The organism is Chloroflexaceae bacterium (assembly GCA_025057155.1).
GTDB lineage: Bacteria > Chloroflexota > Chloroflexia > Chloroflexales > Chloroflexaceae > JACAEO01.
The window spans coordinates 47,042-73,734 of the sequence record JANWYD010000013.1; the positions used below are offsets into that span (position 1 = coordinate 47,042).

Annotated in this window: 21 protein-coding genes; 8 read left to right on the plus strand and 13 right to left on the minus strand. The window is 65.5% G+C overall.

What is annotated here, in order from left to right:
- The first annotated feature begins 1 nt into the window (after position 1).
- Together NZU74_13125 and NZU74_13130 are read left to right on the plus strand one after the other, a co-directional pair.
- On the plus strand, positions 2–994 hold the full coding sequence (locus tag NZU74_13125; protein ID MCS6882268.1) for a hypothetical protein: 993 nt from the start codon (positions 2–4) through the stop codon (positions 992–994).
- Positions 991–3,039: an alpha/beta hydrolase gene (locus NZU74_13130; protein ID MCS6882269.1), complete on the plus strand. Its 2,049-nt coding sequence runs from the start codon at positions 991–993 to the stop codon at positions 3,037–3,039. The genes NZU74_13125 and NZU74_13130 overlap by 4 nt, the downstream gene beginning before the upstream one ends.
- A gap of 148 nt (positions 3,040–3,187) precedes the next feature.
- Here NZU74_13130 and NZU74_13135 read toward each other — a convergent pair whose 3' ends face one another.
- The 5 genes from NZU74_13135 to NZU74_13155 all read right to left on the minus strand — a co-directional run bounded on the left by NZU74_13135 (position 3,188) and on the right by NZU74_13155 (position 8,984).
- Positions 3,188–3,712, minus strand: coding sequence for an N-acetyltransferase (locus NZU74_13135; protein MCS6882270.1), 525 nt, complete (start codon positions 3,710–3,712; stop codon positions 3,188–3,190).
- 41 nt (positions 3,713–3,753) lie between these two features.
- Entirely contained in the window at positions 3,754–5,151 is a 1,398-nt protein-coding gene (gene argH, locus NZU74_13140; protein MCS6882271.1) for an argininosuccinate lyase, read from the minus strand.
- A 211-nt stretch (positions 5,152–5,362) separates the two neighbouring features.
- Positions 5,363–6,586: a bifunctional glutamate N-acetyltransferase/amino-acid acetyltransferase ArgJ gene (gene argJ / locus NZU74_13145; protein ID MCS6882272.1), complete on the minus strand. Its 1,224-nt coding sequence runs from the start codon at positions 6,584–6,586 to the stop codon at positions 5,363–5,365.
- Between the two features lie 163 nt (positions 6,587–6,749).
- Positions 6,750–7,463 carry a histidine phosphatase family protein gene (locus tag NZU74_13150; GenBank protein MCS6882273.1) on the minus strand — a complete coding sequence of 238 codons (714 nt, stop codon included), beginning with the start codon at positions 7,461–7,463 and terminating at the stop codon, positions 6,750–6,752.
- Positions 7,464–7,778: 315 nt separating this feature from the next.
- A complete protein-coding gene (locus tag NZU74_13155; GenBank protein MCS6882274.1) occupies positions 7,779–8,984 on the minus strand; it encodes an argininosuccinate synthase in 1,206 nt (401 codons plus the stop codon).
- 530 nt (positions 8,985–9,514) lie between these two features.
- Here NZU74_13155 and NZU74_13160 point away from each other — a divergent pair.
- The 4 genes from NZU74_13160 (at position 9,515) to eno (ending at position 15,509) form a co-directional block, all read left to right on the plus strand.
- Complete coding sequence (locus NZU74_13160) at positions 9,515–10,018, plus strand: MarR family transcriptional regulator (protein MCS6882275.1); 504 nt, start codon at positions 9,515–9,517, stop codon at positions 10,016–10,018.
- A 64-nt stretch (positions 10,019–10,082) separates the two neighbouring features.
- The gene (lon, locus tag NZU74_13165; protein MCS6882276.1) at positions 10,083–12,578 is read left to right on the plus strand and encodes an endopeptidase La; all 2,496 of its coding nucleotides are present in this window, start codon (positions 10,083–10,085) and stop codon (positions 12,576–12,578) included.
- A 256-nt stretch (positions 12,579–12,834) separates the two neighbouring features.
- Entirely contained in the window at positions 12,835–13,752 is a 918-nt protein-coding gene (locus NZU74_13170) for a universal stress protein (GenBank protein ID MCS6882277.1), read from the plus strand.
- Between the two features lie 470 nt (positions 13,753–14,222).
- A complete protein-coding gene (gene eno, locus NZU74_13175) occupies positions 14,223–15,509 on the plus strand; it encodes a phosphopyruvate hydratase (GenBank protein ID MCS6882278.1) in 1,287 nt (428 codons plus the stop codon).
- A 279-nt stretch (positions 15,510–15,788) separates the two neighbouring features.
- Here eno and NZU74_13180 read toward each other — a convergent pair whose 3' ends face one another.
- Positions 15,789–17,666 (minus strand): hypothetical protein, encoded by a 1,878-nt coding sequence (locus NZU74_13180; GenBank protein MCS6882279.1) that lies wholly within the window; start codon positions 17,664–17,666, stop codon positions 15,789–15,791.
- Between the two features lie 633 nt (positions 17,667–18,299).
- On the opposite strand from NZU74_13180, the gene NZU74_13185 reads away from it, so the two are divergent.
- Complete coding sequence (locus NZU74_13185; protein MCS6882280.1) at positions 18,300–18,653, plus strand: hypothetical protein; 354 nt, start codon at positions 18,300–18,302, stop codon at positions 18,651–18,653.
- A 104-nt stretch (positions 18,654–18,757) separates the two neighbouring features.
- On the opposite strand, the gene NZU74_13190 is transcribed toward NZU74_13185, so the two are convergent.
- From NZU74_13190 to accB, 7 genes are all read right to left on the minus strand, one after another.
- Positions 18,758–20,392 carry a flippase gene (locus NZU74_13190; GenBank protein MCS6882281.1) on the minus strand — a complete coding sequence of 545 codons (1,635 nt, stop codon included), beginning with the start codon at positions 20,390–20,392 and terminating at the stop codon, positions 18,758–18,760.
- Positions 20,389–21,351: a hypothetical protein gene (locus NZU74_13195; protein MCS6882282.1), complete on the minus strand. Its 963-nt coding sequence runs from the start codon at positions 21,349–21,351 to the stop codon at positions 20,389–20,391. Before NZU74_13195 ends, NZU74_13190 begins: the two co-directional genes overlap by 4 nt.
- A gap of 106 nt (positions 21,352–21,457) precedes the next feature.
- Positions 21,458–21,838, minus strand: a complete 381-nt coding sequence (locus NZU74_13200) for a RidA family protein (protein MCS6882283.1) — start codon at positions 21,836–21,838, stop codon at positions 21,458–21,460.
- 52 nt (positions 21,839–21,890) lie between these two features.
- The gene (locus NZU74_13205; GenBank protein MCS6882284.1) at positions 21,891–23,837 is read right to left on the minus strand and encodes a hypothetical protein; all 1,947 of its coding nucleotides are present in this window, start codon (positions 23,835–23,837) and stop codon (positions 21,891–21,893) included.
- Positions 23,838–23,845: 8 nt separating this feature from the next.
- Complete coding sequence (gene xseB, locus NZU74_13210; protein ID MCS6882285.1) at positions 23,846–24,067, minus strand: exodeoxyribonuclease VII small subunit; 222 nt, start codon at positions 24,065–24,067, stop codon at positions 23,846–23,848.
- A 185-nt stretch (positions 24,068–24,252) separates the two neighbouring features.
- The gene (gene xseA / locus NZU74_13215) at positions 24,253–25,491 is read right to left on the minus strand and encodes an exodeoxyribonuclease VII large subunit (GenBank protein ID MCS6882286.1); all 1,239 of its coding nucleotides are present in this window, start codon (positions 25,489–25,491) and stop codon (positions 24,253–24,255) included.
- 29 nt (positions 25,492–25,520) lie between these two features.
- Positions 25,521–26,039 (minus strand): acetyl-CoA carboxylase biotin carboxyl carrier protein, encoded by a 519-nt coding sequence (accB, locus tag NZU74_13220; GenBank protein ID MCS6882287.1) that lies wholly within the window; start codon positions 26,037–26,039, stop codon positions 25,521–25,523.
- A gap of 306 nt (positions 26,040–26,345) precedes the next feature.
- Between accB and NZU74_13225 the strand changes: the two genes are divergently transcribed.
- Positions 26,346–26,564 (plus strand): DUF2892 domain-containing protein, encoded by a 219-nt coding sequence (locus NZU74_13225; GenBank protein MCS6882288.1) that lies wholly within the window; start codon positions 26,346–26,348, stop codon positions 26,562–26,564.
- The last annotated feature ends 129 nt before the right edge of the window (positions 26,565–26,693 follow it).

The following is a 26,693-nucleotide window of genomic DNA, read 5'->3' on the forward strand; positions in this document are numbered from 1 at the left end:
TATGCCAGCCAGCAAACCATATCCAACCCCTGAACGCACCCGGCGCGCATTTGGCATCGGTCATGCCGGCATTGCCATCGGACTGTTCGCGGCAACGCTGGCGCTGCTGTGGATGCAGCAGACTACAGCGGCAAGCTGGAGGCCAGCCACGCTCGTGGCGACCGGCGGCTGCGCGCGGCAGCCCCCCTTCGTGCAAGAGGTTGCCGCCGGCCTGCCCGGCCCCCTGGCGCTGGCCACCGACCGGCCCATCCGCGGACTGGCGCTCGTCAGCCTCGACGGCAGCGGGCGCAGCTACCAGCACGAGAGCTGGGACGACGGCGGCTACATGGGCGCCATGGCCTTCGACGAGGCGGGCAACATCTATCTCGCGCCGACGCCGCGCCAATCGCTGGCCGACAATCCCCCGGCGGGCGCGACGACCCTCTGGCGAGTGGATGGACGCACGGGAGTGATGCGGCCGTTTGTCACCCTGCCCGGATCGGCCAACGAGCGCAACCCCTTTGGCGTGCTGGGTCTGAGTTATGCCTGCGACCTGGGCCTGCTCTTTGCCGGCACGGTCATCGGTTCCACACCGACCGTTGAGCGCGGCGGCGTTGTGGCTCTAACGACCGGCGGCCAGCTTCGCGCGAGGCCGCTCGATGGTCCGGACGTCATGGGTGTAACCGTGGTGCGGGCGGATACGCGCTACCTGCTGCTGGCTGGTCTGGCGCGCCGGCCCGCAATCGTCGCCGTGCCGCTCGACAGGCAGGGCCATGCCACCGGCTCGCCCGTCGAGATGATCGATCTCACCGCCGGGGGCGCGTCGGCGAGCGAACGGGCGCGCAAGCTGCGCTTCGCCAATGGCGAGTTGAGCGTTGACCTGGTACCATTCAACTACACGTTGCAGGTCAACGCTTCGGGAACCTCACCGCTCCGCCGGGCCGTCTGGCGTTATGACGCCCATACAAAGCAATGGACGGTGGCCCGGCGCGCGGAACAGCAGGCAGGGCCATGATCCAGCGACGGTTGATCGCCTTGCTCCTGGGCCTCCTCGGCGCGATGGTCGCTCCGGGGAACCCGGTGGCGGCTCAAGCAAGCGGCGCGCGCTGCTTCGTCGAGACCGGCCACTGCATCGCCGGACGCATCGCAGAGTTCTGGGAGCGCCATGGCGGGCTGCCGATCTTCGGGTTTCCGATCTCGCCACTGCTAAGCGGCGAGGGTGAAACGCGCATGCAGTGGTTCGAGCGGGCGCGGCTGGAATGGCGCCCCGATCAGGCGCCTCCCTTCGACGTGCGCCCGGGCCCCCTCGGCGCGGAAGCGCTCGCCGCCAGGGGCGGCGCGGCGCCCGGTCCGGGTTCGCCCGGAGCAGCGCCAGGCTGCCGGTTCTTCAGCGAAAGCGGCTACAGCGTCTGCGAGCCGATACTGTCGGCCTGGCGCGCGCAGGGCCTGGAGCTTGACGGACGACCTGGCTGGAGCGAGGCGGAGAACGCGGCCCTGTTCGGCCTGCCCCTGAGCGGCCCGCAGGAAGAGCGCCTCAGCGACGGGCGCATCTACACCGTCCAGTGGTTCGAGCGCGCGCGCTTCGAGATCCACGTCACCCCCCGCGGGCCGGAGGTGCGCCTGGGGTTGCTAGGTCGCGAGGCACGCCCGGCGACCGGCGGCCAGCCGCTGCCGCAGATCGCCTGGGGCCCCTGTCCCTTCACCGTGCCTGCGCGGGCGCGGGTGGATTGCGGAACGCTCATCGTCCCGCTGGAACGCGACCGGCCAGGGTCGCGCAGTGCGGCGCTGGCCTTCGCCATCTTCCGCGACCCGCGCCCGGCCCCTGACCCGATCGTCTACCTGTCCGGCGGGCCGGGCAGCCCGGCCCTGGCCGGCGCGCCGGCCCTCTGGCGGGCCTGGCAGCCCTTCGTTGCCGGGCGCGACCTGATCGTTGTGGATCAGCGGGGGACGGGGGCGAGCTGGCCCGATCTGCGCTGCCCCGAGGTGCGGGCCTTTGCCGCAGAGGCGCGGCGGCAGGGCCTGACGGGGCGCGCCTACGCTCAGGGGGAGGCGGCGGCGCTCCTGGCCTGCCGCGAGCGCATTGCTGCTGGCGGCACACCGTTACGGGCCTTCACCACCGCCGCCGCCGCCGCCGACCTGCGCGACCTGCGCCTGGCCCTCGGCTACACGCAGTGGAATATCTTCGGCATCTCCTACGGCACGCGCCTGGCCCTGGCCCTGCTGCGCGACGACCCCGCCGGAGCGCGCAGCGTGATCCTCGACTCGCCCTACCCGCCGCAGGAGAGCCTGTACGCCGGTATGCCGGCCAATCTGAACCGCGCCCTGGGAACGCTCTTTGCCGATTGCGCCGCGCAGCCGGGCTGCGCCGCGGCCTACCCCGACCTGGAGGAGCGTTTCTGGCGGCTGGTGGCGGCGCTGAACGCTAATCCGCTGACTGCGAATTTCGGTGACGGGCCGGTTGCGCTGACGGGCAATCAACTGGTGCGGATCATGTTTCGCCAGTTGTACGCCTGGCAGAGCGTGCCGCGCCTCCCGGCGGCGATAGCGGCCCTGGAGCGAGGCGATGCCGAGCCGTTACGGGCGCTGGTGGCGCAGCGGCGAGGCGTGGGGGCCGGGCAGGCGCAGGCCCTCTACTACGCCATCCAGTGCGCCGAGGACCTGGGAACGCTCGAACCCGGCTGGCGCGAGAAGGCGCTGGCGGGGCATGAGCGACTGGCGGGATTCTATCAGGAACTCCTGGAGCTTTCGGGCGAAGCCGAGAACCTCTGCGCGCACTTCGACAGCGCGCCGCCCGACCCGCGCTGGCGCGCGCCGGTCGTGTCGGACACGCCGGCGCTGCTGCTGGCGGGGGCTTATGACCCGATTACGCCGCCCGCTTGGCGCGAACGGGCCGCCGAGGGATTGCGGCGGTCCTATGGCTTTACCCTGCGCGACACAGGGCATGCCGTGGTGGGCCGCGGCGCCTGTCCCGCCGGGCTGATCCGCGCCTTTCTCGACAACCCCGCGGCTTCGCCTGATGGTCGCTGCGTGGAGCAGATCGGCCTGCCGGCGTTTCGGTGATGAGGGGGGTGATGCGCCCCTGCCGAGGATGAGGAATAGAGGGCTAAGACCTCCCTGGAGCAAGGCCGAAGCATTGGCTGCACCAATGCTTCGGCCTTACAGCAGATCCCAGCCGAGGGGAGGATCTGAGAGAGCCGCCCATGCGCCCTCACAACGCCAGTTGCTTCACCATAGCAATCTCGTCACAGCGGTCCTGCTTGAAACAGGTGGCGCAGTCCTGCCAGATTTTGTGCGGCAGGCGCAGCCTGGGCACCTCGCGAAAGCCGAGGCGGCTGAAAAAGCCGACCTGCAGCGTGAGGGTGAAGAGCGTGGGAATGCCCAGCTCGCGGGCCTCATCGAAGAGCGGTTCGACCAGACGACGCCCCACTCCGCGTCCCTGGAAGTCGGGATGCACGGCCAGGCTTACGACCTCGGCCAGGTCAGCCCAGGTGACGTGCAACGCGGCACAACCCACCACCTCGCCATCGGCATCGGCCACGTTAAAGTTTCGCACCCGATTGTAGAGCTGATCCAGCGTTTTGGGCAGCATATCGCCGCGCGCCGCGTAGTAGTTGATCATCTCGTAGAGACGCGGCACGTCGCTCACGCGAGCGCGACGGATCCGCACTGCTGCATCGGGCCGAACGTTGAGCCGGGGCAAGACGACCGGCGGAGAGTAGAGTGGACTGGTCATCGGCTTCCAGGTTTTATGGTGTAAGGAAAGGTTTGCCAGAACTAAGGATCGGCTTCTCCAGCACCCCCAAGCATCTCGCGCCAGCGAGCGCACTGCTCGCGCACCCGCTCAGGAGCGGTTCCTCCCAGGCTGGACTTGCCTGCCACGCTGCGAGTGAAGTCAAAGACCTCGTAGATCTTCGCGTCCAGATCGGGCTGCACGGCCTGGTACTCCGCCAGGGGCAGGCGGCGCAGCGGCACCTGCAACTCGAGCGCGCGCCGCACCAGACGGCCCACTTTGCCGTGGGCCTCGCGGAAGGGAACGCCGCGCCGCACCAGCTCATCGGCCAGATCGGTGGCCAGCATCGCATCGTCGAGGGCGGCAGCCATACGCTCGGGCCGGACCGCCAGGGTCGCCACCGCGGCCGCCGCCACCTGCAAGCCCAGGTCGAGCGTGTCAAAACTGTCGAAGAAGGGTTCCTTGTCCTCCTGCATGTCCTTGTTATAGGTAAGAGGCAGACCCTTAAGCATGGTCAGCACGCTCACCAGGTTGCCCAGCAAGCGCCCGCTCTTGCCGCGCAGGAGTTCCATGCTATCAGGATTCTTCTTCTGCGGCATCAGACTTGAGCCGGTGCTGTAGGCGTCATCAAGTTCGACGAATCCAAACTCGGCGCTGCTGTAGATGATCAGGTCCTCAGCCATGCGGCTGAGGTGCACGCCGGTGAGAGCGAAGTCAAAGAGTATCTCAGCAACGAAATCACGGTCGGAAACGGCATCAAGAGAGTTAGCTGAAACGGCGTCAAACTCATCGAGATCCTCGGTAAGGCGTTCGCGCTCAATACCCAGACCGTTGCCGGCGATAGCTCCGGAGCCCAGGGGCAGGGTGCGGGCGCGGGCAGTGGCGTCGGCCAGGCGTTGACGGTCGCGCTCGAACATCTCCACGTAGGCCAGGCACCAGTGACCAAAGGTGATCGGCTGGGCGCGCTGAAGGTGGGTATAGCCGGGCATCAGGGTGGCGGCGTGACGTTCGGCCTGTTGCAGCAGGGCGAGTTGCAGGCCCCGCAGGCCGCGCCGGATACGCTGCGCCGCCCCGATGACGAAGAGTCGGAAAGCCGTCGCCACCTGGTCGTTGCGCGAGCGCCCGGTGTGGAGCCGGAGGGCCGGCTCGCCGATGAGTTCGTAGAGACGGCGCTCAATGGCGGTATGGATGTCCTCGTCGCCCTCGCGAGGCTCGAAGCGGCCACTCTCGAACTCACGCTGCACCAGGTTCAGCCCCTGGACCAGGCGCTCATAATCGGACTCGCTGATCAGGCCGGTCTCACGGAGCGCGGTGGCCCAGGCCAGGCTGCCCGTGATGTCGGCCTCGGCCAGCCGTATGTCGAAGCGGAACGAATCGTTGAAACGGCGCATCATCTCCGCCGTCGGGGCCGCGAAGCGGCCACCCCAGAGTCGGTGTTCCATGGTTTCTGAGGTGAACTATGGGGAAACCAGGTTTCCCCAAGCCCCTGCTTATGGGGGGGTTTCGTCGATCCCAGGCCCCTGCGAGTAGTAGGGGCCAGAGGGTGCGGAAACCCGATTTCCCTACTCTCCTTCTGGCCCAGAGGCGCCAACGCCGGCTGGAGCGATGTGGGGAAACCCGATTTCCTCACGCCTCTGCCGAATGCACTCACCCTTACGTCCGATACTCCGCATTGATCGCCACATACTGCGGGCTGAGATCACAGGTCCAGACGGTTGCGACGCCCTCGCCCAGGCCCAGGTCGGCGTCAATGCCGACCTCGGGAACATTGAGCAGGTCACTGGCGGCCCGTTCATCGAAGGGCAGAGGCAGGCCGTTCTCCAGAACGCGCATCCCGCCGAAGTGCAGGACAACCCGCGCGGGGTCCACTTCAACGCCGCTGTAGCCAATGGCGCACAGCACGCGGCCCCAGTTGGGATCGGCGCCGTAGAGGGCGGTTTTGACGAGAAGCGAGCGTGCCACGGCCATGGCAGCCTGCTTCGCCTCGGCATGATTGCGCGCCCCGCGCACGGTGATGGTCACGAAGCGGGTGGCGCCCTCGCCATCGCGCACGACGGCGTGAGCCAGTGAGCGACAGACGGCAGTCAGGCCCTCCAGGAAGGCGGCGAAGGCCGGGCCGGCGGGATCGGTGATTGGCGGCGCGGGGGCGGCGCCATTGGCCAGAACGAGGAGGGTATCGTTGGTGCTGGTATCGCCATCAATGCTGATGCTATTGAAACTGCCCTCGACGGCCTGGCGCAACGCCGCGTCGAGCAGCGCGGGCGGCACGGCGGCATCGGTGGCGACCACGCTGAGCAGGGTGGCCATGGTGGGATGGATCATCCCCGCACCCTTGGCCATGCCGCCGATGGTGAACGCCGAACCGTCCGGCAGGGTCACGCGGGCGGCGACGTGCTTGGGGCGCGTATCGGTGGTCATAATCGCCCGGGCGGCCGCCGGTCCATGGGCCGGGTCGAGGCGTCGGGCGGCGGCGCGGATGCCGGCGAGGACGCGCTCGACCGGCATGGGCACGCCAATGGTGCCTGTGGACATGACGAAGACCGTATCGGCGGGCAAGCCCAGCGCCGCCTCGGTGGCGCGAGCCATGGCCAGAGCGGCGGCCTCGCCGGCGGGGCCGGTGCAGGCATTGGCGTTCCCGGCGTTGATCACCACCGCCCGCAGACCGGCGGGGTTGCGGCGCATCAGAGCCATATCGTAGAGCACCGGGGCCGCCTTGACCCGATTGGTCGTAAACACCGCCGCTGCCGTCGCCGGACGCTCACTGACCAGCAGAGCCAGGTCGTCGCGGTTGGCGTACTTGATGCCGCACGCAGCCGTCGCCGCCTGCCAGCCGATGGGGCTGGCGGCATGGCCGTGCTCAAGCCATTCGATGTTCATGGTTGTTCCCCCGCGCCAGATACGGTTGTGCCGGACGCCAACGGGATGAACTACTATGAGGGCTGCGCCCTCGCGAATGCTTCCTTTACCAGAATACAGAAGAGCTTCCCCGGCGGGGCAGGTCCCTGCCGCCGGGTTCGGAAGGGATCTGCCGAGGGGAACCTTACTCTTCGGTTGGCACGGGCGAGGCCGGATGCCCGTCGCCGGTCAGTTCGGTATCCTCCCAGCGGAGCGACTCAATCGCGCCGATATCGTGGAGATGCGCAATGTCATTGTAGCAATTGAGGCGCCAGAGGCCGCGCCCGCGTCGCTGCACCAGTTCCCAGTGGGTGATGCTGGTGTTGCGAGTGTGAAAATCGGCCGCCGGGACCACCATCCCCGGCATGTGGAAGAAGTGAACAAAGGACGCATCAATCACCCCGCCGTGGCAAATGACCACAATAGTTTTGCCGGCGTGCTCGGAGGTGATGCGCGTAAGGGCCTGAGCGACGCGCAGGGTAAACATAGCCCAGCTCTCACCGCCCGGCGCGATCGGACGCAGCGGAGCATTGGCGAAATCCGGCATGCCGAAGGTAGTCCAGGCCTCCTGGTTGCTCATCCCGTCGGCCTCGCCGACGCGCAACTCCTGCACCTCATCGTCGAAGATGATCGGCAGGCCCAGGGCCGGACGGACGATCTCGGCGGTCTGGCGGGCGCGGGGCAGAGTGCTGGAGATCAGCACATCGGCCTTCAGCTCGCCGCGGGCGAGGCGATCACGCAGGCGTTCGGCCTGCGCAATGCCACGGGGCGTCAGACCTCGATCACCGCGCATCCCGGCGACGATAGGCTGCACATTGGCCCACGCCTCGCCGTGACGAATGAGGTAGAGATGGGTCATGCCTCAGGCTCTCCAATCGTATCGCGGATAACGCCAGAGCGTATTTCTCGAAAAGGCGCGGCTCTTGCAAACCCACCTACCGGGCAAAGGCATGGGGAACCCTTCTCAGGTGCAGGGTTTCTCGCGGGAGAAGGGGTTTTCGGCGTTCCAATGCACTTACGACCCTCACCCCCCGACCCCCTCTCCTGCGAGCGGGAGAGGGGGGAACTGGGCGTCCCAATGCTCCGGATGGCGAATGCGACGTGAGGATGCGCTGGAACACCCTGCACCTGAGAAAAGGGGAAGCCGACCTTCCCCATCCCTCTCCATGGCGCCTCATCCCCTATTCAGGGCCTGCACCCTGACGCTCAACCCATACAGCTTGATGAAGGCCTCAGCGTCCTTCTGGTTGTAGACCATATCGGGGCCGAAGGTGGCCAGATCTTCGTTGTAGAGCGAGAAGGGCGAGCGGCGGCCCGCGATGATGATATTGCCCTTGTAGAGTTTAAGACGCACCTCGCCGGTCATGTTGCGCTGGGTAACGCGGACGAAGGCATCGTAGGCTTCGCGCACCGGGGTGAACCAGCGGCCATTATAGACCAGATCGGCGTAATCAATCGCGATGCGGTCCTTGGCGCGGAGGGTCTCCTTATCGAGCACGATGCTCTCCAGTTCGCGATGGGCGGTGTAGAGCAGCGTGCCGCCGGGCGTCTCGTAGACGCCGCGGCTCTTCATCCCCACCAGGCGATTCTCGACCAGGTCAACCCGGCCAATGCCGTGGCGCCCGCCGATAAGGTTGAGACGCTCGACCAGTTCCACCAGGCCCAGACGCTCGCCATTGACGGCCACGGGCACGCCCTGTTCAAAGCTGAGGGTAAGATACTCCGGCTCATCAGGCGCGCTCTGGGGGCTGGCGCTGAACTGGTACATATCCTCCTCCGGCTCGTTCCACGGATCTTCGAGGAGGCCCCCCTCGTGGCTCAGGTGCCAGAGGTTGCCATCGCGGCTGTAGATCTTCTCGGCCGTGGCGGTGACGGGCACATTGTGCTCGGCAGCGTAGTCAAGGGCGTCCTGGCGGCTGCGAATCGCCCACTCGCGCCAGGGGGCGATAATCTTGAGGCGGGGATTGAGGGCGAAGTAGGTCAACTCGAAGCGCACCTGGTCATTGCCCTTGCCGGTGGCGCCGTGAGCCACCGCGTCGGCGCCTTCGGCCTCGGCGACGGCCACCTGGTACCTGGCGATAATCGGGCGGGCCATCGAGGTGCCGAGCAAATACTTGCGCTCGTAGATCGCGCCCGCCTGCATGGTGGGCAGCACATAATCGCGCAGGAACTCCTCGCGCAGATCACGCACGATGAGCTTGCTGGCGCCGCTCTTGAGGGCCTTCTCCTCCAGGCCCGTCAAATCCTCGCCCTGCCCCAGATCAGCGCAGAAACAGATCACCTCGCAGCCATAGTTCTCGCGCAGCCATGGCACAATCACCGACGTATCCAGACCGCCCGAGTAGGCCAGCACCACTTTTTTCACTTCGCCCTTCGGCATCGCGCACCTCGCTGTTCACTCCGCGCGAAGCGCCGCGGTCGCGGCGCCCGCAAGACAGGGTTCAAGGTCAGATGTTTTAGCCTGAGCGTTGCTTCACCCGCTAATACAACCGGTCTGTAGAGCTTGTGGAGATGTAGCGTTGTGAAGGCGGGGCCGGCGGATTGGAAGGCATGCCTCCACAAAAAGAGGCCAGCCTGCCCGCGGGCAAAGCTGGCCTGCTGCCAGAAACGGCGGGCAAGCACGGCTAGCCGGGGCGCGGGGCCGGCTGGCGACGGAAACGGCGACGGTGGCCGCGGGGCGCGCCGCCCCACGCCGCCAGCGCCCGACCTCCAGACCAGCTCTGCGTCACCTGGGCCATGCCTGCGCTCCGTCGTATGCATCAGCTTCGCGGCGGCAGTATAGCATAGCGCCCCGGCAGCGTCAACGCGGGATGGTTCGAAACGCGGGCATTGCCCTTGCCGTGGCGCCAGACCTCTGATATACTTAAAGACGTTGATAATCTCGATTCTATAGGAACGGCAGATGCAGACATGACCTCAGACATTCGCGAGCAGGTAATCCCTGGCGAGCGAGGGCCCCTGGAACAGATTGAACAGTCCATTATGCAGATTAGCTGGTTGGCCCAGCGCCAGTTTATGCAACTGCTCGACGATGAGCGCTTCCGTCTGACCCTGCCCCAGTTTTACACCCTGCTGCATCTGTACCAGCTTGCAGCCGAGTGTAAAATGTCAGATCTGGCCGAAGCGACCCAGCAGTCGGCCGCCTCGCTCACCGGCGTGGTTGATCGCCTGTCGGAGAAACAACTCGTAGAGCGCAAACGTCACGCCACTGACCGGCGTCAGGTTATGGTCGTGGTGACTGATCGCGGCCGGGCTCTGATTGCCGAGATCAAACAGGCGCGCCGGGAACAGATGCAGGCGGCGCTCGCCCATCTCGTTGAACAGGAGGTGGAGATGCTGATCCAGTTGCTCGATCGGGTGCTGCTGGGGATGACCCGCGTCCTGGAACACGGCGAGAGCGGGCGCTGGGCCTGAGAGAAGTCTTACGCGGCTCCGCCGCAAACGATATGCGACCCGTTCGCGTTAAGGTGAGGTTCCGATGATGAATGACAAGCGTCCGTTCGCGAATGATCCCGACACCGCTTCCGATGCGGTCGGGCGCGGAGATACTATGGATTACGATCCGTCCCTTGAACGCCGCCTGCCGCTGGTGGTGCTCGGCGAAATGGTCATTATGCCGCATATGACCATTCCGCTCCAGGTGCCCCAGGGCAAGTCGTACCGCGCGATGGAGCGGGCCTGGGACGAAGAGCATCGCGAAGTGCTGTTGATCTTTGTGCGTGAGTCTGAGTTGGAGGGTTACAAGAGCAGCCAGCCGCAACAGTTGCCTCCGATCGGGGTCATCGCGCGCCTCGATGAGTTCGCCAAGCTGCCCGATGGGACGGCGCGCGTCATTCTGGAGGGCCTGTACCGCGCCCGCATCTTCGAGGCGGTGCAGATTACCCCCTTTTACCGGGTGCGCTGCGTGCCCGTGTTCGACCCGGACATCAACAGCATGGAAGTCCAGGCGCTGATGGACACGGTCAAGCAGCAGGTGGACGAGTTCGTGGACCACCTGGGCGAGGTGCCCCAGGAGGCGGTGCAGTTCGTGCATCGCATCGAGCGGCCCGGCCATCTGGCCGATATCGTCACCTGGGGGCCGGCCTTTGATTTCAAGGATCGCCTGGAGGTGCTCAACACCCTCGATCCGGCTGAACGGCTCCGCCGGGCCTACCTGGTGCTGGCCCGGCAGCTCGAGCTGCTGAAGTTGCGGGCCAAGATCCAGCAGGATACGAAGGAAGTGCTCGACCAGAGCCAGCGCGAATACTTCCTCCGGGAGCAGATGCGCGTCATCCGCCGTGAACTGGGCGAAGACGAGGACGCCGACGACCCCATTGACGAACTGCGGCGCAAGATCCACGAGATGGACGCGCCCGAGTACGTCAAGACCCAGGCGCTCCACGAGGTGAAGCGCCTGGCCCAGCAGGGCATGAACAGCCCTGAGGCCGGGGTGATCCGCACCTACCTTGACTGGCTGATCAATCTGCCCTGGGGCGAGGAGACGCATCCTGAAATCAGCATCACCGAGGCCCAGAAGGTGCTTGATGAGGATCATTATGGCCTCGAAAAGGTGAAGGAGCGTATCCTGGAGTACCTGGCGGTACGCAAACTGGCCGGCAATAAGATGCGCAGCCCGATCCTCTGCTTCGTCGGCCCGCCTGGCGTGGGCAAGACCAGCCTGGGTCGCAGCATTGCGCGCGCCCTGGGGCGGCAGTTCATCCGCACCAGTCTGGGCGGGGTGCGCGATGAGGCCGAGATCCGCGGCCACCGCCGCACCTACATCGGCGCGATGCCCGGCCGGATTATCCAGGGCATCAAGTCGGTGAAGTCGAATAGCCCGGTGTATGTGCTCGACGAGGTGGATAAGATCGGCGCCGATTTCCGCGGCGACCCGACCTCGGCCCTGCTGGAGGTGCTTGATCCCGAGCAGAATAACACCTTCTCGGATCACTACCTCGAGATCCCCTTCGATCTGAGCAAGGTCATCTTCATCGCGACCGCCAACCAGCTCGAGCCGATCCCCGGCCCTCTGCGCGATCGCATGGAGATCATCGAGATCGGCGGCTATACCGAAGACGAAAAGCTGGAGATCGCCCGGGGCTTCCTGATCCCCAAGCAGCGCGAGTTCCACGGCCTGCAGCCGGATCAACTCACCATCACCGACGCCGCGATTATCAAGTTGATCCGCGAGTATACCCGCGAGGCCGGCGTGCGTAATCTGGAGCGGGAGATTGCCAGTCTGTGCCGCAAGGTGGCCCGCAAGGTGGCCGCGGCGCGCGAACCCGGCGCCGCGGCTGAACAGAGCACATACACCATTGACGTCGCCGATGTCCCTGTCTACCTCGGACCTGAACGCTTCAGCTTCGGCCTGGCCGAAGAGCGCGATGAGGTGGGGGTGGCCACCGGCGTAGCCTGGACCTCGACCGGCGGCGACATTCTCTGCATTGAGGTGTTGCCGGTGAAGGGCAAGGGCGGCCTGCAACTCACCGGTCAACTGGGTGATGTGATGAAGGAGAGCGCCCAGGCGGCGATGAGCTATGTGCGCTACCGCTCCAGCGAACTGGGCATTGACCCGAATTACTTCGAGGAGCACAACATCCACGTGCACATCCCTGAAGGGGCGGTGCCCAAGGATGGCCCTTCAGCGGGGATCACCCTGACCACCGCGCTGATCAGCGCGATGACAGGCAAGCCCGTGCGGCGCGATGTGGCAATGACCGGCGAGGTCACCCTCCGCGGCAAGGTGCTGGGCATCGGCGGGTTGAAGGAAAAGACCCTCGCCGCCCACCGGGCGGGGATCCGCACCTTCATCCTGCCCAAGGATAATGCCAAGGACATCGTTGACCTTCCGGAAAAGGTGCGCCGGGACCTGACGCTCATCCCGGTTTCTTCGATGGACGAGGTGCTGCGCATCGCCCTGGCGCCCGCGCCCGGCGAGGTCTCGCTGCCGCCTGGCGATCCATCGCCTTCGCATGCGGCGCCTGCGACGCGCTAGAGGATTTCTCAGAACGGTTGACGCAACAGCGCGAAGGCGCAAGGTGTTTGTGGTCTTGCTGCCAGGCCCTTGCGCCGGGGCATAAAGCCGCTCTGCCATCCTCCCCTCCGGCAGGAGACGCGGGGAACCTGGGGGTTCCCCGCGTCTCTCCAGACGCCACCAGCGGTCCGGCGCTCCCGCCTGGCAGAGAACCGGGAAAGCCTGGTTTCTTCGCCGCATGCATTGCGAAACTCTATCGCAGCAAGGAGACTGGAAGATGTTCCGCACCATCCTGGCGCCGCTCGACGGGTCGAAGATCGCCGAGCAGGCGCTGCCGACCGCAGCGCGTATTGCCCGGACCAGCGGCGCGAGCCTGCACCTGGTGCACGTCCACGCTGATGACGCCCGCGACCCGATCTTCGTCAACGGGCTGCCGGTGATTGACGAGCACCTCCACTCCCTTGCCGCCGAGCACGAACGGGTCTACCTGGAACGGGTCGCCGCAACTATCGCCAGCGACGACCTGGAACCGATGGCGGTGCGCCTCTCCGGGCCGGTGGTGCGCACCCTGCTGCGCTACGCTCGCGACGTCAACGCCGACCTGATTGTGCTTACCACCCATGGCCGCAGCGGGTTTGACCGGCTCTGGCTGGGGAGCGTGGCCGAGTCGCTGGCCCGGCAGGCTCATGCGCCTCTCCTTCTGCTGCGCCCTTCGAGCCGTGGCAACGGGTCCGCATTGCGCTTCGGGCAGGTGCTTGTGCCCCTCGACGGCTCGCCGCTGGCCGAGGAGGTCATCGCGCCCGCCGCCGCGCTCGCCGCGATTGACCACGGCGCGCTGACCCTGCTGCGGATCGTTGACACCCTTCCCCAACCGATCAGCCTGCCCCTGCCGGAACGCTACCGGCCCGATGAAGCGACCCTGGCCCGCGAGGAGGCCGCCGCCTCAACGTACCTTCAGGACGTCGCCGCGCGCCTGGCGCCCCCCGGTACGCGCACCATCGTGTCGCACGCCGAACAACCCGCTCGCGCGATCATCGAGACCGCGCACCAGCTTGCGGTTGACCTGGTAGCCCTGACCACCCACGGGCGCAGCGCGGTGCGGAGCGTGGCGATCAGCAGCGTCGCCGATAAGGTGTTGCGCGGCATTGATCGGCCCCTGCTGGTGCTGCGCCCTGGCCAGCAGCACGCAGACTAGCCGATTGCGACCGGGCCGCTCGTGTTCCCCGATGGGCGGGAACACGGGAAAATCCGGTTTTCCCGACCCTGGCCGCACGCTCCGCCGTTTGCGGCGCGGCATTCGCGTCTATGCTATACTGGCGACGCACCAACTTGCCAGGGTACGCTCTGGCTCTGTACCGGCAATGCCGGCCTGAGTTGTCTGTAAACGAAGTTTTGCGCCACCTTGAACCAGGTACGCGGGCGTCAGCCCACCGGCAGGGGCGGTTCGCGAACCGCCTCTCCCGCTACAGACTGCTGAGTAGTCTGTAAATGAAGTTTCCTGGCATTTCCGCCCCCCTCCCAGCCTCCCCCCGTTGGGGGGAGGAGCCGGCCTCCCTCCCCCGGCGGGGGAGGGTCGAGGAGAGGGCGAGGGTTTAGCGAAAGACCTTGTTTACAGACTGCTGAGAATCACGCTGGTCTGGGTCATGCCTGAAGATCGGAGGGAACATGTCCACGCTGATCGAGGAGATCGTCGCCCGCGAGGTTCTGGACTCGCGCGGGAATCCAACGGTAGAGGTGGACGTCCACCTGGAAAGCGGCGACATCGGACGGGCGATCGTGCCCAGCGGCGCATCCACCGGCGTTCACGAGGCGCTGGAACTTCGTGATGGCGACAAGGCCCGCTTTGGCGGCAAGGGCGTGCTGAAAGCCGTCAAGGCGGTCAAGGAAGATATTGCCGAAGCGTTGATCGGCATGGACGCCACCGACCAGATCGCTATTGACCGCGAGTTGATCGCGCTCGACGGAACGCCTAATAAGAGCAAGCTTGGCGCGAACGCCATCCTCGGCGTCTCCATGGCGGTGGCGAAGGCCGCGGCAAGCGCCCTGGGGCTGCCCCTCTACCGCTACCTCGGCGGTGTCCACGCCCATGTGTTGCCTGTGCCAATGCTCAACATTATGAACGGCGGCCAGCACGCCGCGAACTCCACGGACTTCCAGGAGTTCATGGTGATGCCCGTGGGGGCGGAGTCGTTCCACGAGGCCATTCGCTGGGGCTCGGAGATCTACCACAGCCTGAAGAAGGTGCTGCACGACCGCGGGTTAAGCACCACCGTGGGCGACGAAGGCGGTTTTGCCCCCAGCCTGCCCTCGAATGAGGCGCCGCTACAGTTGATCGCCGAAGCGGTCGAGAAGGCCGGCTATCGTCTCGGCGAGCAGGTGATGCTGGCAATGGACCCGGCCTGCAGCGAGATCTATGAGGACGGCAAGTATCACCTCAAGCGCGACAACCGGGTGCTGTCCTCTGAGGAGATGGTGGAGTACTGGGTTGACATCGCCAACCGCTATCCGCTGATCTCGCTTGAAGACGGTCTCCACGAAGACGACTGGGCAGGCTGGAAGCTGCTGCGCCAGAAGCTGGGCCATAAGGTGCAACTGGTCGGCGATGATTTCCTCGTCACCAACGTGGCGCGGTTGCGGCGGGCAATCGAGGAGGACGCCTGCAACTCCATCCTTATCAAGCTGAATCAGATCGGCAGCGTTACTGAGACCCTCGACGCGATCAGCATGGCCCAGCGCAACGGCTGGACCGCGGTGGTCTCCCATCGTTCAGGCGAAAGCGAAGATGTGACCATCGCCGACCTGGTGGTGGCGACCAACGCCGGGCAGATCAAGACCGGCGCCCCCGCCCGCACTGATCGCGTCGCGAAGTACAACCAGTTGCTGCGCATCGAGGAGGAACTCGGCGCCGCCGCGCAGTTCGCGGGGATGAACGCCTTCCGCGTGAAGCGCTAGAGCGTTTCTCAGAAAGGTTGACGCAAAGGCGCAATGCATTCGTGGTATTGACGCCAGACCTTTAGGCCATTGCGTCCCCGTAGTCACGGTTGACCGGGAAGTCTCCAAATGCTGTAAGAGGCGGCTGCCCCGCACGGACTTGAGGGCAACCGTTCGGAGGGGCGGAAGGCTGAGCCTTTCGCCACTCTTCGTTGCCCTGTTCGCTCCGGACGAAACAGGGTTGGGGGGAGGTTTCGCCTTCCCCCAACCCTCCAGAAGGTGCAGTTGCCTTCCGCCTGCTCACTGCGCCCACAGGGGCCAGCGATCCTGCGCGGTATTGGTGGTGATCTGCCGGGTCACGCCGGTGACGAGCCCGAGCGTGTAGATGTCATAATCGCCGTCGGTGTCGCTGGCATAGGCCAGATTGAGCCCGTCAGCCGACCAGGTCGGGGCCTCGGTATTGCCCGGCCCCTGGATCAGGACCCGCGTGCGCCCGGTGTTCAGATCGTAGAGCGCCAGGTCCCAGTCGCCGTTCGGGTTCATCGAGTAGGCGATGGCGCGCCCGTCGGGCGCGATGCGGGCGAAGCGATCGTCGAAGCTGTTATTGGTGAGCTTCGTCACCCGATCCAGGCGCGCTCCAACGATGCTCTGGCTATCGTAGAAGTACACCACATCGGCCTGGTACAATTCGAAATCGCCGTCGCAGTTGCTCGTCCAGTAGATGCGCCGTCCATCGGGCGACCAGGTGGGCGTCTCGTTGGTACAGCCCTGCGTGGTGAGGCGCACCGGGAAGTTGCCAGCGAAGGTCATCAGGTACAACTCCTGCCCCTCCTCGCGGTCGGAGACGAAGACGATCTTTGTTCCGTCGGGCGAGACGCTCGCGTTGTAGTCGCTCGCCGTTCCCCTGGGCAGGTAGCCTGGGAAGGGGCCATCGGGCGGCGGCTGCGTGCCATCGCTGTAGCTCAGGCGCGTCACGCCAGCGTTCCACGTGAAGTCGCCGCCAAAGAAGGCCGGCGGATCGAAGGTGTAGATCTGCCGGTAGTTCGGGTTACTGCGCCGCGAGTCGACCAGCAGGCGAATCTGGCCGGGGTCCCAGCTACGTCGCCACGAGAAGGCCACCGTCTCGGCGGCATTGCGGGTAATGCGGATGCCCTCGCCGAAGAAGTTTGGCAGATACAGCTCCCAGTGGCTGCCTGTGTCAATGTTCGAGGCGTAGACCAGGGGGGGATCGAGGAGCGGGGAAGTCCAGGGCGTGCCCAGGTGGGGGTAACGCCACTGGAAGTAGTGCTGGCCCGCGTTGCCCATTTCCACCTTGTAGCCGGGCGGGTTATCCGGCACATATGTCAGCACCCGCCGCTCGAAGAGTTGCACCAGGACATCGCGCTCGCTGAAGCCGATCACCGCCCGCGTCCAGTACGCGTCGGTAATCGGCAGGCCCATTGTGAACAACCAGTCAACCACCGGGCTGCGTCGCACCACCCCGTCGAAGATTGGCCCCTGCTGGTTCATAAACTGCCAGAAGACGCGGGGGATGTTGTGACCGGTGATGGTGTTGTACTGGACAATCTCGGTCTCCGGAGTTGCCAGTTCTGGACGCAAACTGAGCGTACCGCTCCGATCAATTGTGGTCGCGATACGCTCCCCGAGACGCATCGGGTCGCGGTAGCCGTTGTCGAGCGTGGCAACCCCGGCAAAGGCGCTATAACCCGGCGCGCTCAGATTGGCATCGCGCGGGTTGCCCGCCACGGGAACGTCAGCCGGAGCGCGTTGCTCGACATCGAAGGGGTCGTTGCCGAGTTGCACCCGCCCACTCACCAGTTCCTTCACCAGCAGGCCATTGGTCACACCCTGGTTCGGCCCGGAGCGGTCCGCGGGGTTGTTCAGCTCCATGCGGGCCTTGTCAAAATACTGAACCGTGCGTAAACCATTCGCACCCTGCCGGTAGAACTCGGCGTAGTCGAACCACGGGCCCGGCCCCCAGTACCAGCTACGCCCGGTACGGACCAGCTCGGAGTCGGTGCGACTCCAGACGCGGGCAAAGCGTTCATCGGCGAAACGCTCGCGCCTGCCATCGAAGGGGGCGGCGCTGACGCCGGGGACGACGCTGAACGCCAGGATGCCGACCAGCAGCGCGGCGATCAGGCGCGCGCCGCGACGATAAAGCCAGATGCCAGCCATAGGGCCCTCCTTTCAACGCTGAAAGGGCGCAACACCCGCGCAGAGGGCTGGCGCCGCCCTGTCCAGGCGTTGCGTGCTGCTTCCAGTGTAGGACGGAGGGAACGCAGCGTGAATGTTCGGACCATGCGCGGGGGATCGCCAGCGGCTGACAGGTGTATGAGAGGCGGTCTACGGGACGCTCATACGATTTTGGATTATGGATTTTGGATTTTCGAGCGCCGTATATGAGACCGGGCGATGATCGGCATGCACTCTGTAGGAATTGGTATCAGACGGGGCGCGAGGAATTGGCATCAGCCCTTCCACCGGTGGTTGCTTCGTCAAGCCATTCAGGGCTGATGCAAAGTCCGTGGAGCTTGCTCCAGAGACCGTGCATCAGCCCTGCCAATGATCAGCCTGTCATCGCATAGCGCGTGACCCTCTGGTATCATAGAGCGCAAGGAACAAAACGGCCCTGTACCACCGGTCCCGGAAGCGTTTCGTCCTCCCAGACCCTCCCGTCGGATAGCGGTGTGGGGAAACTGCGGGCACAATGCGGAGGATTACGCCACAGTGTTTCCTGTCAGGCAGGGAAACGGCTTCTCCTCTTATCACATTGGCCAACAGGGTTTGCTACACCTCAGGAGCGCCAGTATGAATCAGCAGCAACAGGCCCTCGCGCGACTGCGTCATCTCCTTAACGATCCAACCGCGCCCCTCACCGACATCGCCGAGAGCTACGTGAGCGTGATCAGCGAGCAGTTGCTCCACTTCGCCCGGCTGGCCTACTCGCGGGACGGGCGCGGCGTGATCGAGCTTGACCTGCGCGGCATTGATCTCCGCACTGCGACAGGTCACGCTCCCATCGCCTACTTTCCTGCCGACGCCGGCAGCGATGACTGGCCGCCGAACCTTGACGAAGTGCTCGCCACCTACGACCCGAGCCGCGAGGCGGTCGTGTTGCTCATGCAAGACGGCTGCGAGCCGTTGATCTACGTGCTGGAGTAGACCAGCCTGTAGAGGTGTGGAGGTGTGGAGGTGTGAAGGTGTGGAGGTGCGGGCAAGACTCTCGAGACGAGGTTGCAACGCGCCTGACCGGGGAAATGAGGTTCTCACGCATCGCCTCTGCTGAAAATCCGCCGCGCCAGATCACGTTCGGCGGCCCCAATGCCGCCCACGGCCCATAGCGCGACGCCGTAGGCCAGCGGCGCCAGCAGCGCCGCTGCGAGACTGCCCGGCCATCCAGGGACGACGGCCCCGGCGTGCTCAGGGAGCGCCGCGATCACGCTCAGCATTACGACGCCCATCGCCAGCGCCGCCAGTAGCGGGCGCCAGGCAAGCGCCAGCAAGGGCGGAACCAGCGCTTCGCTCCGCAGTAGCGGGAGGAACACCAGGTACAGCACCACCTCCGAGAGGATGGTGATGACCGCCGCAGCGTATAGGCCCCAGACCGGCTGGCCAAGACCGTAGGCGGCAAGGGGCATGGTCGTCAGATTGGCCAGGAGATTAAAGGCGGCGCCGATCACAAAGGCGCGAGTAATTGCCGCCTGCCGGTTCACGGCAATGAGCACGTACTGGATCAGGCCGTTGACAAAGGACAATGGCAGGAACCAGGCGAGAATGGCCAGCACCGTGATCGAAGGCTGATAATCGGGGAACTGCCGCCGCGTAAAGAGCTGAATCAGGTCGTGGGACAGCACCGACAGGCCCATCGCCAGCGGAAAGGCCAGCAGCAGCAACACCTGGAGCGTGCGGTTCTGCGCCGCGGCCAGGCCGGCCCGATCGCCGCCCGCCCGCCGCGACAGCAGCGGAAACACGGCGAAGGTCACTGCCGGGGGGATGATCATGGCGATGTTGAGGAGCGTATAGGGCATATTGTACTGCCCTACCAGCCGCTCGGCAGCCGGGCCGCCGAAGGCGCGCACGACAAAGACATCGAACCGGAAGAACACCGCGCTGAGCATGTTGTTGAGCATCAGGGGAAGCGCCGTAAGCGCCAGCCAGCGCATGCTCGCCAGGTCCCATTCAACACGTGGCGGGAAGAAATCGCGGCATTGCAACGCGGCGAAGATGAGCGCGGTAATGGCGGTGACCGCCACCGCGGCCCAGGCCAGCCCCAGAATGCCCAGGCCCAGGATCATTACCCCCAGGCGGGCCAGGAAGTTGAGCGTCGCAGTAACCACCTCCATCAGCGCCGGCACCTCCATGCGCTCACTGGCATTGTATAGCGCGGTCACCGCCCCGGAGAAGGCGCTCGGGATCAGGGTTAGCAGCAAGATAAACATCGTCTGCTGGCCCGCCACCGAGATCGGCTGCCCGAGCACCGCATAGCCGCCAATCACCAGCAGGGCGACCGGCAGCGCGATGGCACCGATCAGCACCAGGCGCAACACCAGGGTAGCGCCGAAGAGCCGCCGCGCCGAAGCGGGATCGCGGGCGACCTCGCGGGTGAGCAGCACTCCCAGGCCAAATTCGGTAAAAATGGTCAGATACTGGCCAACCAGCAGAATGGCGAATAGATAGTCGCCAAACGTCGCGACATCAAAGCTCCCGGCCAGGATAAAGAAGATCACCATGTCCAGCGCTCTGACCACCATGCGCATCGCAAGAGTGACGGCGCTGTTTTTGAAGACGCGGCGAGCGGTGTTTGCGGGGGTGTCGCGATAGAACCATCGCCAGGCCCACAGGCCGGCGCCGGTAAGCGCCAGCAGGCCAAGCAGCCCGCCGATTAGCCAGAGGAGGCTCACGTTCCTGTTCCGTATTCCCTGAGAGGCAGGGGCGCGAGGAAACCGGGTTGCCCCGGGCGAGCAACCCGATTTCCTCGCGCGATGGCGGATTGCAGATTGCGCATCAGATACGGCGCATCCCGGCGGCGAGCAGCAAGAGACGCCGCGGTTTCGATCCAGGCGGTGGACCCATTACTGATCAGGCTTACTGCGCCATCGTTCTCCGGGTGGTAGAGCCGGGGGGCGTAGCGCCGCCGGTCGGCGTAACTGAGCAGGGCGGGCGCCGGCGCTTCATAGGCCGCGCTGAACACGATCGCTTGCGGCCGCAGGGCGGCGATCAGCGGCGTATCCAGAGGCCGCTGCCACGGGTACACCAGCAGGTCGAGCGGCGCCAGCGCCGCTGCGACTTGTTGGACGGCAGCGTCGCCCTCAGGGCCGCCGGTATGGAGGAGCGCCCGCGTGCGACCGTAGCGTAAGAGTAAAACGGCGCCGCCGTGCTTGCCAGGGTTAGCCGCCAGGACCTCCAACGTCGCGCCGTCGAGGTTCAGCCGTTGTCCGGCGCGAAGGGAGGCGACGCGGGCGCCCATTGCCCGCGTCAGGCGTCGCCACTGTCCGGCTGTGCCGTCATCCTCAAGATCGGGCGGCGCCAGAGCCAGAGCGGCCTGGTAACGGGACAGGGCGGCCACCTGGCCAGGCAAGCGCCGCCCGTCGCCGCGCGTAAGGATCGCCGCCTCCAAGTCGCGCTGCCAGTACGGCATCGAGCGACCCAGGAGCAACGCCAGCAACCCCGGGTCGCGACCGCCATCAATCAGCACATACCGGCCTGCGGGCGTGCGGATCAGCAGCGCATCGCCGGGCACGGGCAAGACAGTCAGTCGCAGGCGCCCATCGGGTCGCTGGAACCAGGCCGAGCCCGCCAGGGTCAGCAGCAGAGCCATACCGATCAGCAACGCGGCCCGCAAGGGTCTGCCGCTGGTCATCGCCACGCCTCCGGTCAAAGGGTTCCACCTCTGTACCGTGGGAGGACGCACAGAGTTGCGGCCCGGCCTGCCGGGCCGCGGGAAGATCAGGTCCGCTGGCTGGCGATTACACCAGCGCGATGACCTCAATCTCAATCCGCGCGTCACGGGGCAGACGCGCGACCTGCACCGTCGAGCGCGCGGGCGGATCGTGCGGAAAGAACTCGCTGTAGGCCGCGTTCATTTCCTGGAAATCGTTCAAATCAGTCATGAACACCGTCACCTTGACTACCTTGCTCAGGGTGCTGCCGGCAGCGGCGAGGACCGTTTCGATATTGCGAAAGATCTGGCGCGTCATCGCAGCAATATCGCCATCGATCAATTCCCCCGTAGAGCTATTGATCGGTAATTGTCCCGACAGAAAAATCAGGTTGCCCGCTACAATGGCCTGCGAGTAGGGGCCGATGGCGGCCGGGGCGCGCTCGGTGCTAATTACGGTCCGCTGCATGGATCACCTCCTCATGCGGATTGGCGGCGGCATTATAGCATGGGGGCCGTGCTTACCTGGTGAGGACGAGGAAGGCGATTAGCAGCAGCAACTGCCAGAGAACGGGGAGCAACCCGCCCAACAGCGCCTGGCTTCCGCGCCACTCATAGAGCGCCTCGCACAGCCCGGCGGTGAGCCAGTAGGCCCAGACAATAGCGCCGACCCAGGCGAGCACTGGCAGTACCGGCGCGCCGACAACAAGCAGCAGAAACGCGCCCAGCAGGGGCAGGACGCGTGGCATCTGGCTACGGGGATAGAGCGCCAGGGCGCGATAGTCCTCTTCGCCGCCGCCAGTGCGCTCGTCGAGCAGGATGGTGGCGAGAGCCACCAGCGGCCACTCCGCGACTCCCAGCACCCAGAGCGCCAGCACGCCCAGCGCCAATCCAGGTGTGGGAACCCGATCGCCCAGGAGGCCATGCATCAGCAGCAACAGGGCGGGCATCAGCGCCAGGATGGCCATGGCGCGGGCAGCGGGCCACAACCACGAAGCCGCGAGCTGCTTCGTTGTCGCGTCGGCCCGGGCTTCGACCACCAGCGCATCAAGAGCGGGACGGCGGCCCAGGGCCAGCCAGAAGAGCCATGAGCGCGCTTCCTGTTGCAGGATGGGCGTGCCGCCAGCCTGCTCGAGGCGCACGAGACGCTGCAACATATCGCTCACGAGGGGCCGGAACATCCCTATGGCCGACGTGATCAGCGTGCCTGGCGCCAGAGTGCCATCGTAGAGCAGACTGGTCAAACGGCTGCCCGGACGGCCGCGAACCTGGAGCAGCAGCACCGCACTCTGTTCCGACACTTCCGTCGCCTTGAAGGCCAGCACACGGCTCCAGGGGATGAGTCGCCAGGGACGACGGAAGCGAGGATGGATCAGCAAGCCCTCTTCGCGTGACTCGAGATCCGGCAGGAGACCAAGGAGCCACAGGATCAGCGGGATGGCAACCAGCAGCATCAGATGGGCGGCGACCAGCACCCACCAGGGCGCCGGGAGATCGGGGCGCCCCTCGACGCCAAACAGCGGAACGGCGCGCGTCCGGTAGGCATTGTACAGCTCGACATAGCCCGCATCGCCGTAGGTCCAGCGGAAGGGGGGGATGTTCCGCACCGGGGGCAGCATGAGCGCCAGGAAGCGCACCCAGTAGCCCAGATAGCTCCAGATCGCCCCGGCGGCAAACAGCGCGACGACCGTGGTGAGGACGGCTGTCACGCGCAAGGGGTAGACCGCGCGCACCGGAGCGCCCGGCGGGGGCGGCTGCTCTGCGGGGAGCGTTTCCGGGCGGCTGAAAAAGGCCCCGGGACCGAGGATCAGTTGAAAAAGGGGCGATCGCGCCTCTTCCTGGAGACGCACTTCCTGAACGCCTTCGATGGCTCGAGCCACGCGACGGTTCTCATCGAGGATGGTCTTGATCAGGGTCTCGAACTCGTTGATATTGGAGGTTATGTAGAACCCTGGTTGCCAGCTGAAACGGTACAGGAAGCTGTAGAGGCGATGCCAGGCGGTCAGATCGCGCGGGCTGGTTTCGACGAGGACGACGAAGCGTTCACCGGCCAGATCACTGGTGACCTTTAGCGTAGCCAGATGTTCCCAGGGGACGGGCAGCCAGCTACCGGCGAACTCTACGAGCAAGCCCTGGTGACTGGTGCGTATAGCCGGAAAGGCATTGCGGAGCATCAGTGCCACAAACAGGGCCAGCGCCGCCCAGACCAGTGGCCCGAACAGAGTGGGCGCCAGGTCCCAGATACTCGTCACGGGAGCGCCGGAGCCGCTGGCGATCCAGGTCACCACCGGTCGCAACCAGGGAACGGTGGCGAGCCAGGCATCATTACGACCATAGATGCCCCACAGGCCACGCAGGAGCGTCGCGCCGAGATTCACCATCGCGAACACGACCAGCAGCGCCGAGAGCCAGGCAATCGCGGCAGTGACGAGGCGCGGATAGCGATGATAGCGTTCTTGGATACGCACCGTGACTCTCAGGCCAGTAGATCAGGACTCGGTTCCGCGAGTTGCAACTGGCGCACGCGCAACTCGGCGGCGTCGAGCAGGCGCTGGCACTCGGCGGCAAGGCGAACACCCTGCTCGTACAGTTCCAGGGTCTCTTCAAGGGGGAGTTCACCCGCTTCGAGCCGCGCGACCACCTGCTGGAGGCGCGCGTAGAGGGTCTCATAGGTTTCCATCGGTGTTTGCGCGTTCATGCACTGCTCCGCATTGCTGCCAGAGATCAGGAGCGCAACGCCCTTCGGCGAGGGATGCGGGGGTCACAAGCCCCCATACGATTTCCCTTGCCGGTGCGGCGTGGCTTCTCCGCGCCACACCGGAAAGAGGCTTGCGGCGGGAGTTTAACCCCCGAGACTCCCTACGGGGAAATCTCATTGTACTATTAACCTGCCTCATCTGCCGTAGCGCGCAACTCACCATCGCGCAGGGTTATCGTCAACGGTGTGGTGGGAGGGGCCTGGAGCGGATCGGTAAGCACCTGGCCGGTATCGGCACGGCGCGCCACGGCGTAGCCACGGGCCAGGGTGGCGCGGGGACTGAGGATCTGGAGTCGTCCGGCGAGACCGGCGAGGGCGACGCTCCGCAACTGAACGGCGGCGCTTACGGAGCGTTCCAGTCGGCGAAGCAGGTCGTCCACCTGTTGACGCTCGCGATCCAGTCTCCGGAGAGGGGCATGGCGCTCGACGAAGCGGGAGGCTTCGGCCACCTGACTACGGCGGAGGGCCAGGATGGCGCTTACGGCCGCATCGAGGCGCGCGCGGGCGCCGGCCACTTCAGCGAGGAGTTCCGGCAGGTCGGGCACGACCAGTTCGGCGGCGGCGGATGGGGTCGGAGCGCGCCGATCCGCGACCAGGTCAACAATGGTCGTATCGGTCTCGTGCCCGACGCCGGTGATGACCGGCACGGGACTGGCGAACACGGCACGCGCCACGGCCTCATCGTTGAACGACCACAGATCTTCGAGCGAACCGCCGCCCCGCGCCACAATGATCACGTCCACTTCAGCCTGAAACAGGCTGGTAAGGGCCGCGACGATACTGTCCGGCGCCCGTTCGCCCTGGACCAGACAGGGCGCCACCAGCACTTCGACCAGCGGACAACGGCGGCCGAGGATGGTGAGCATATCGTGCAACGCCGCGCTCTGGGGGGCGGTCACGATGCCGATGCGGCGAGGACGAGCGGGCAAGGGGCGCTTGCGCTCGAGATTGAAGAGGCCCTCGGCGGCAAGACGGGCCTTCAATTCTTCAAAGCGGGCATGGAGGACGCCGACGCCCGCAGGCAGGAGCATGTCGGCGTACAGTTGCAGATCGCCGCGTTGGGGATAGATTGACACATAGCCATGCACCAGGACGGCCTCGCCGGGTTGCGGCAGGGCGCCGAGACGCGCGGCGGCCGAGCGCCACATGACCGCGCGGAGCAGCGCCTGCGAGTCTTTGAGGCTAAAATAGCAGTGACCGGAAGCGGCATGCCGCTTGAACTCCGAGATTTCGCCCTCGACCCACACATCGCTAAGGAGCGGGTTGGTTTCGAGCAGTTCACGGAGGTAATTGTTCAACTCGCTGACGGAAAGGGCCTGGTACATGCGGGGGGCCGGGCGACCGATACCGGATGCGTGCCGCACACATCTGTCATGGGCGACCCGTGTGCGGCTTAGAGCGGCTCGATAACCATAAGCGGCTGGCCATACTCAACCGGCTGGCCGTTTTTCACCAGGATCCGCGCGATACGGCCGGCGGCATCGGCTTCGATCTCATTCATCATCTTCATGGCTTCGATGATGCCGATCGTATCCCCGATGCGCACTTCATCACCCTCCTGAACGAAAGGCGCATCCTTAGGCGAGGGCGCGGCGTAGAACGTGCCAACCATCGGCGCGAGCACCGTATGCCCCGCGGGCGTCTCGACGGGCGGACCTTCCGGCGCCGGGGCGGACTGGAACACCGGCTGTAGCGGCGCACTCGGCAGGGGCGAAGGCAGCGTCGTCGGCAGGATCGGCGCCACAGGAAAAGACTGGGACGGCTGCGGAGGCACGCCGCGCTTGACGTGCAGTTTGGCGTCGCCACGCTCGATCAACAACTCTGAGATATCCGTCTCGTGGATCAGGCGCAGCACTTCGCGCACGGCATCAAGCCCGAAAACATCGGAACTGGTGTCAGGGCGATCAGACATTACGTTGCTCATCGCTTTGGCCAGAGCCTCTGTGGTGCGGAAACGCCCCTATTGTAGCATAGAATTGCCGCAGCGCGGCAGGGCGGGCACGCGAGGGCTGCACCCTTCTCTTCCCCGCTGGCTGACTGACGATCGCGCTGAGAGCTGCCGGCCTCCTGCGCACCGGAGGGGGCGCAGAGGAACGCAGACGCCTGCCGCGTAGTCACCTCTTTACACAACGTAGCAGTCCTTTACCTTTCACCAGCGACTATCCGTGGTATCCTCGTGTGACACAAAATCGTGAAGTCATGCACAAGGAGCGCTTCTATGCCCCAGAACCTCGGCACGTCCGACCGCGACATCCGTCTGGTGCTCACAGCGGTGTTCGGGCTGATAGCCCTGTTTGCCCCTTCCGCGGGCGTCTGGCAGATCATACCGGCGCTGCTGGCGCTGGCGATGCTCACCACCGCCGCCGTAGGCTTCTGCCCTTTATACTCCGTTTTTGGCATCAGTACGAACAAGGAACAAAGCGGCGTCGGGAAGTAACGTATCACCTGCGAGGGGGAAGGTACACGAGCAATGGGCGCCGGTGCACGGTCTGCTCGGCGGCTGGCAACCCGGCTACCAGGCAAGGTTATCCAGGCGCGGAGGGCTACGCCCTCCGCGATGCTGTCT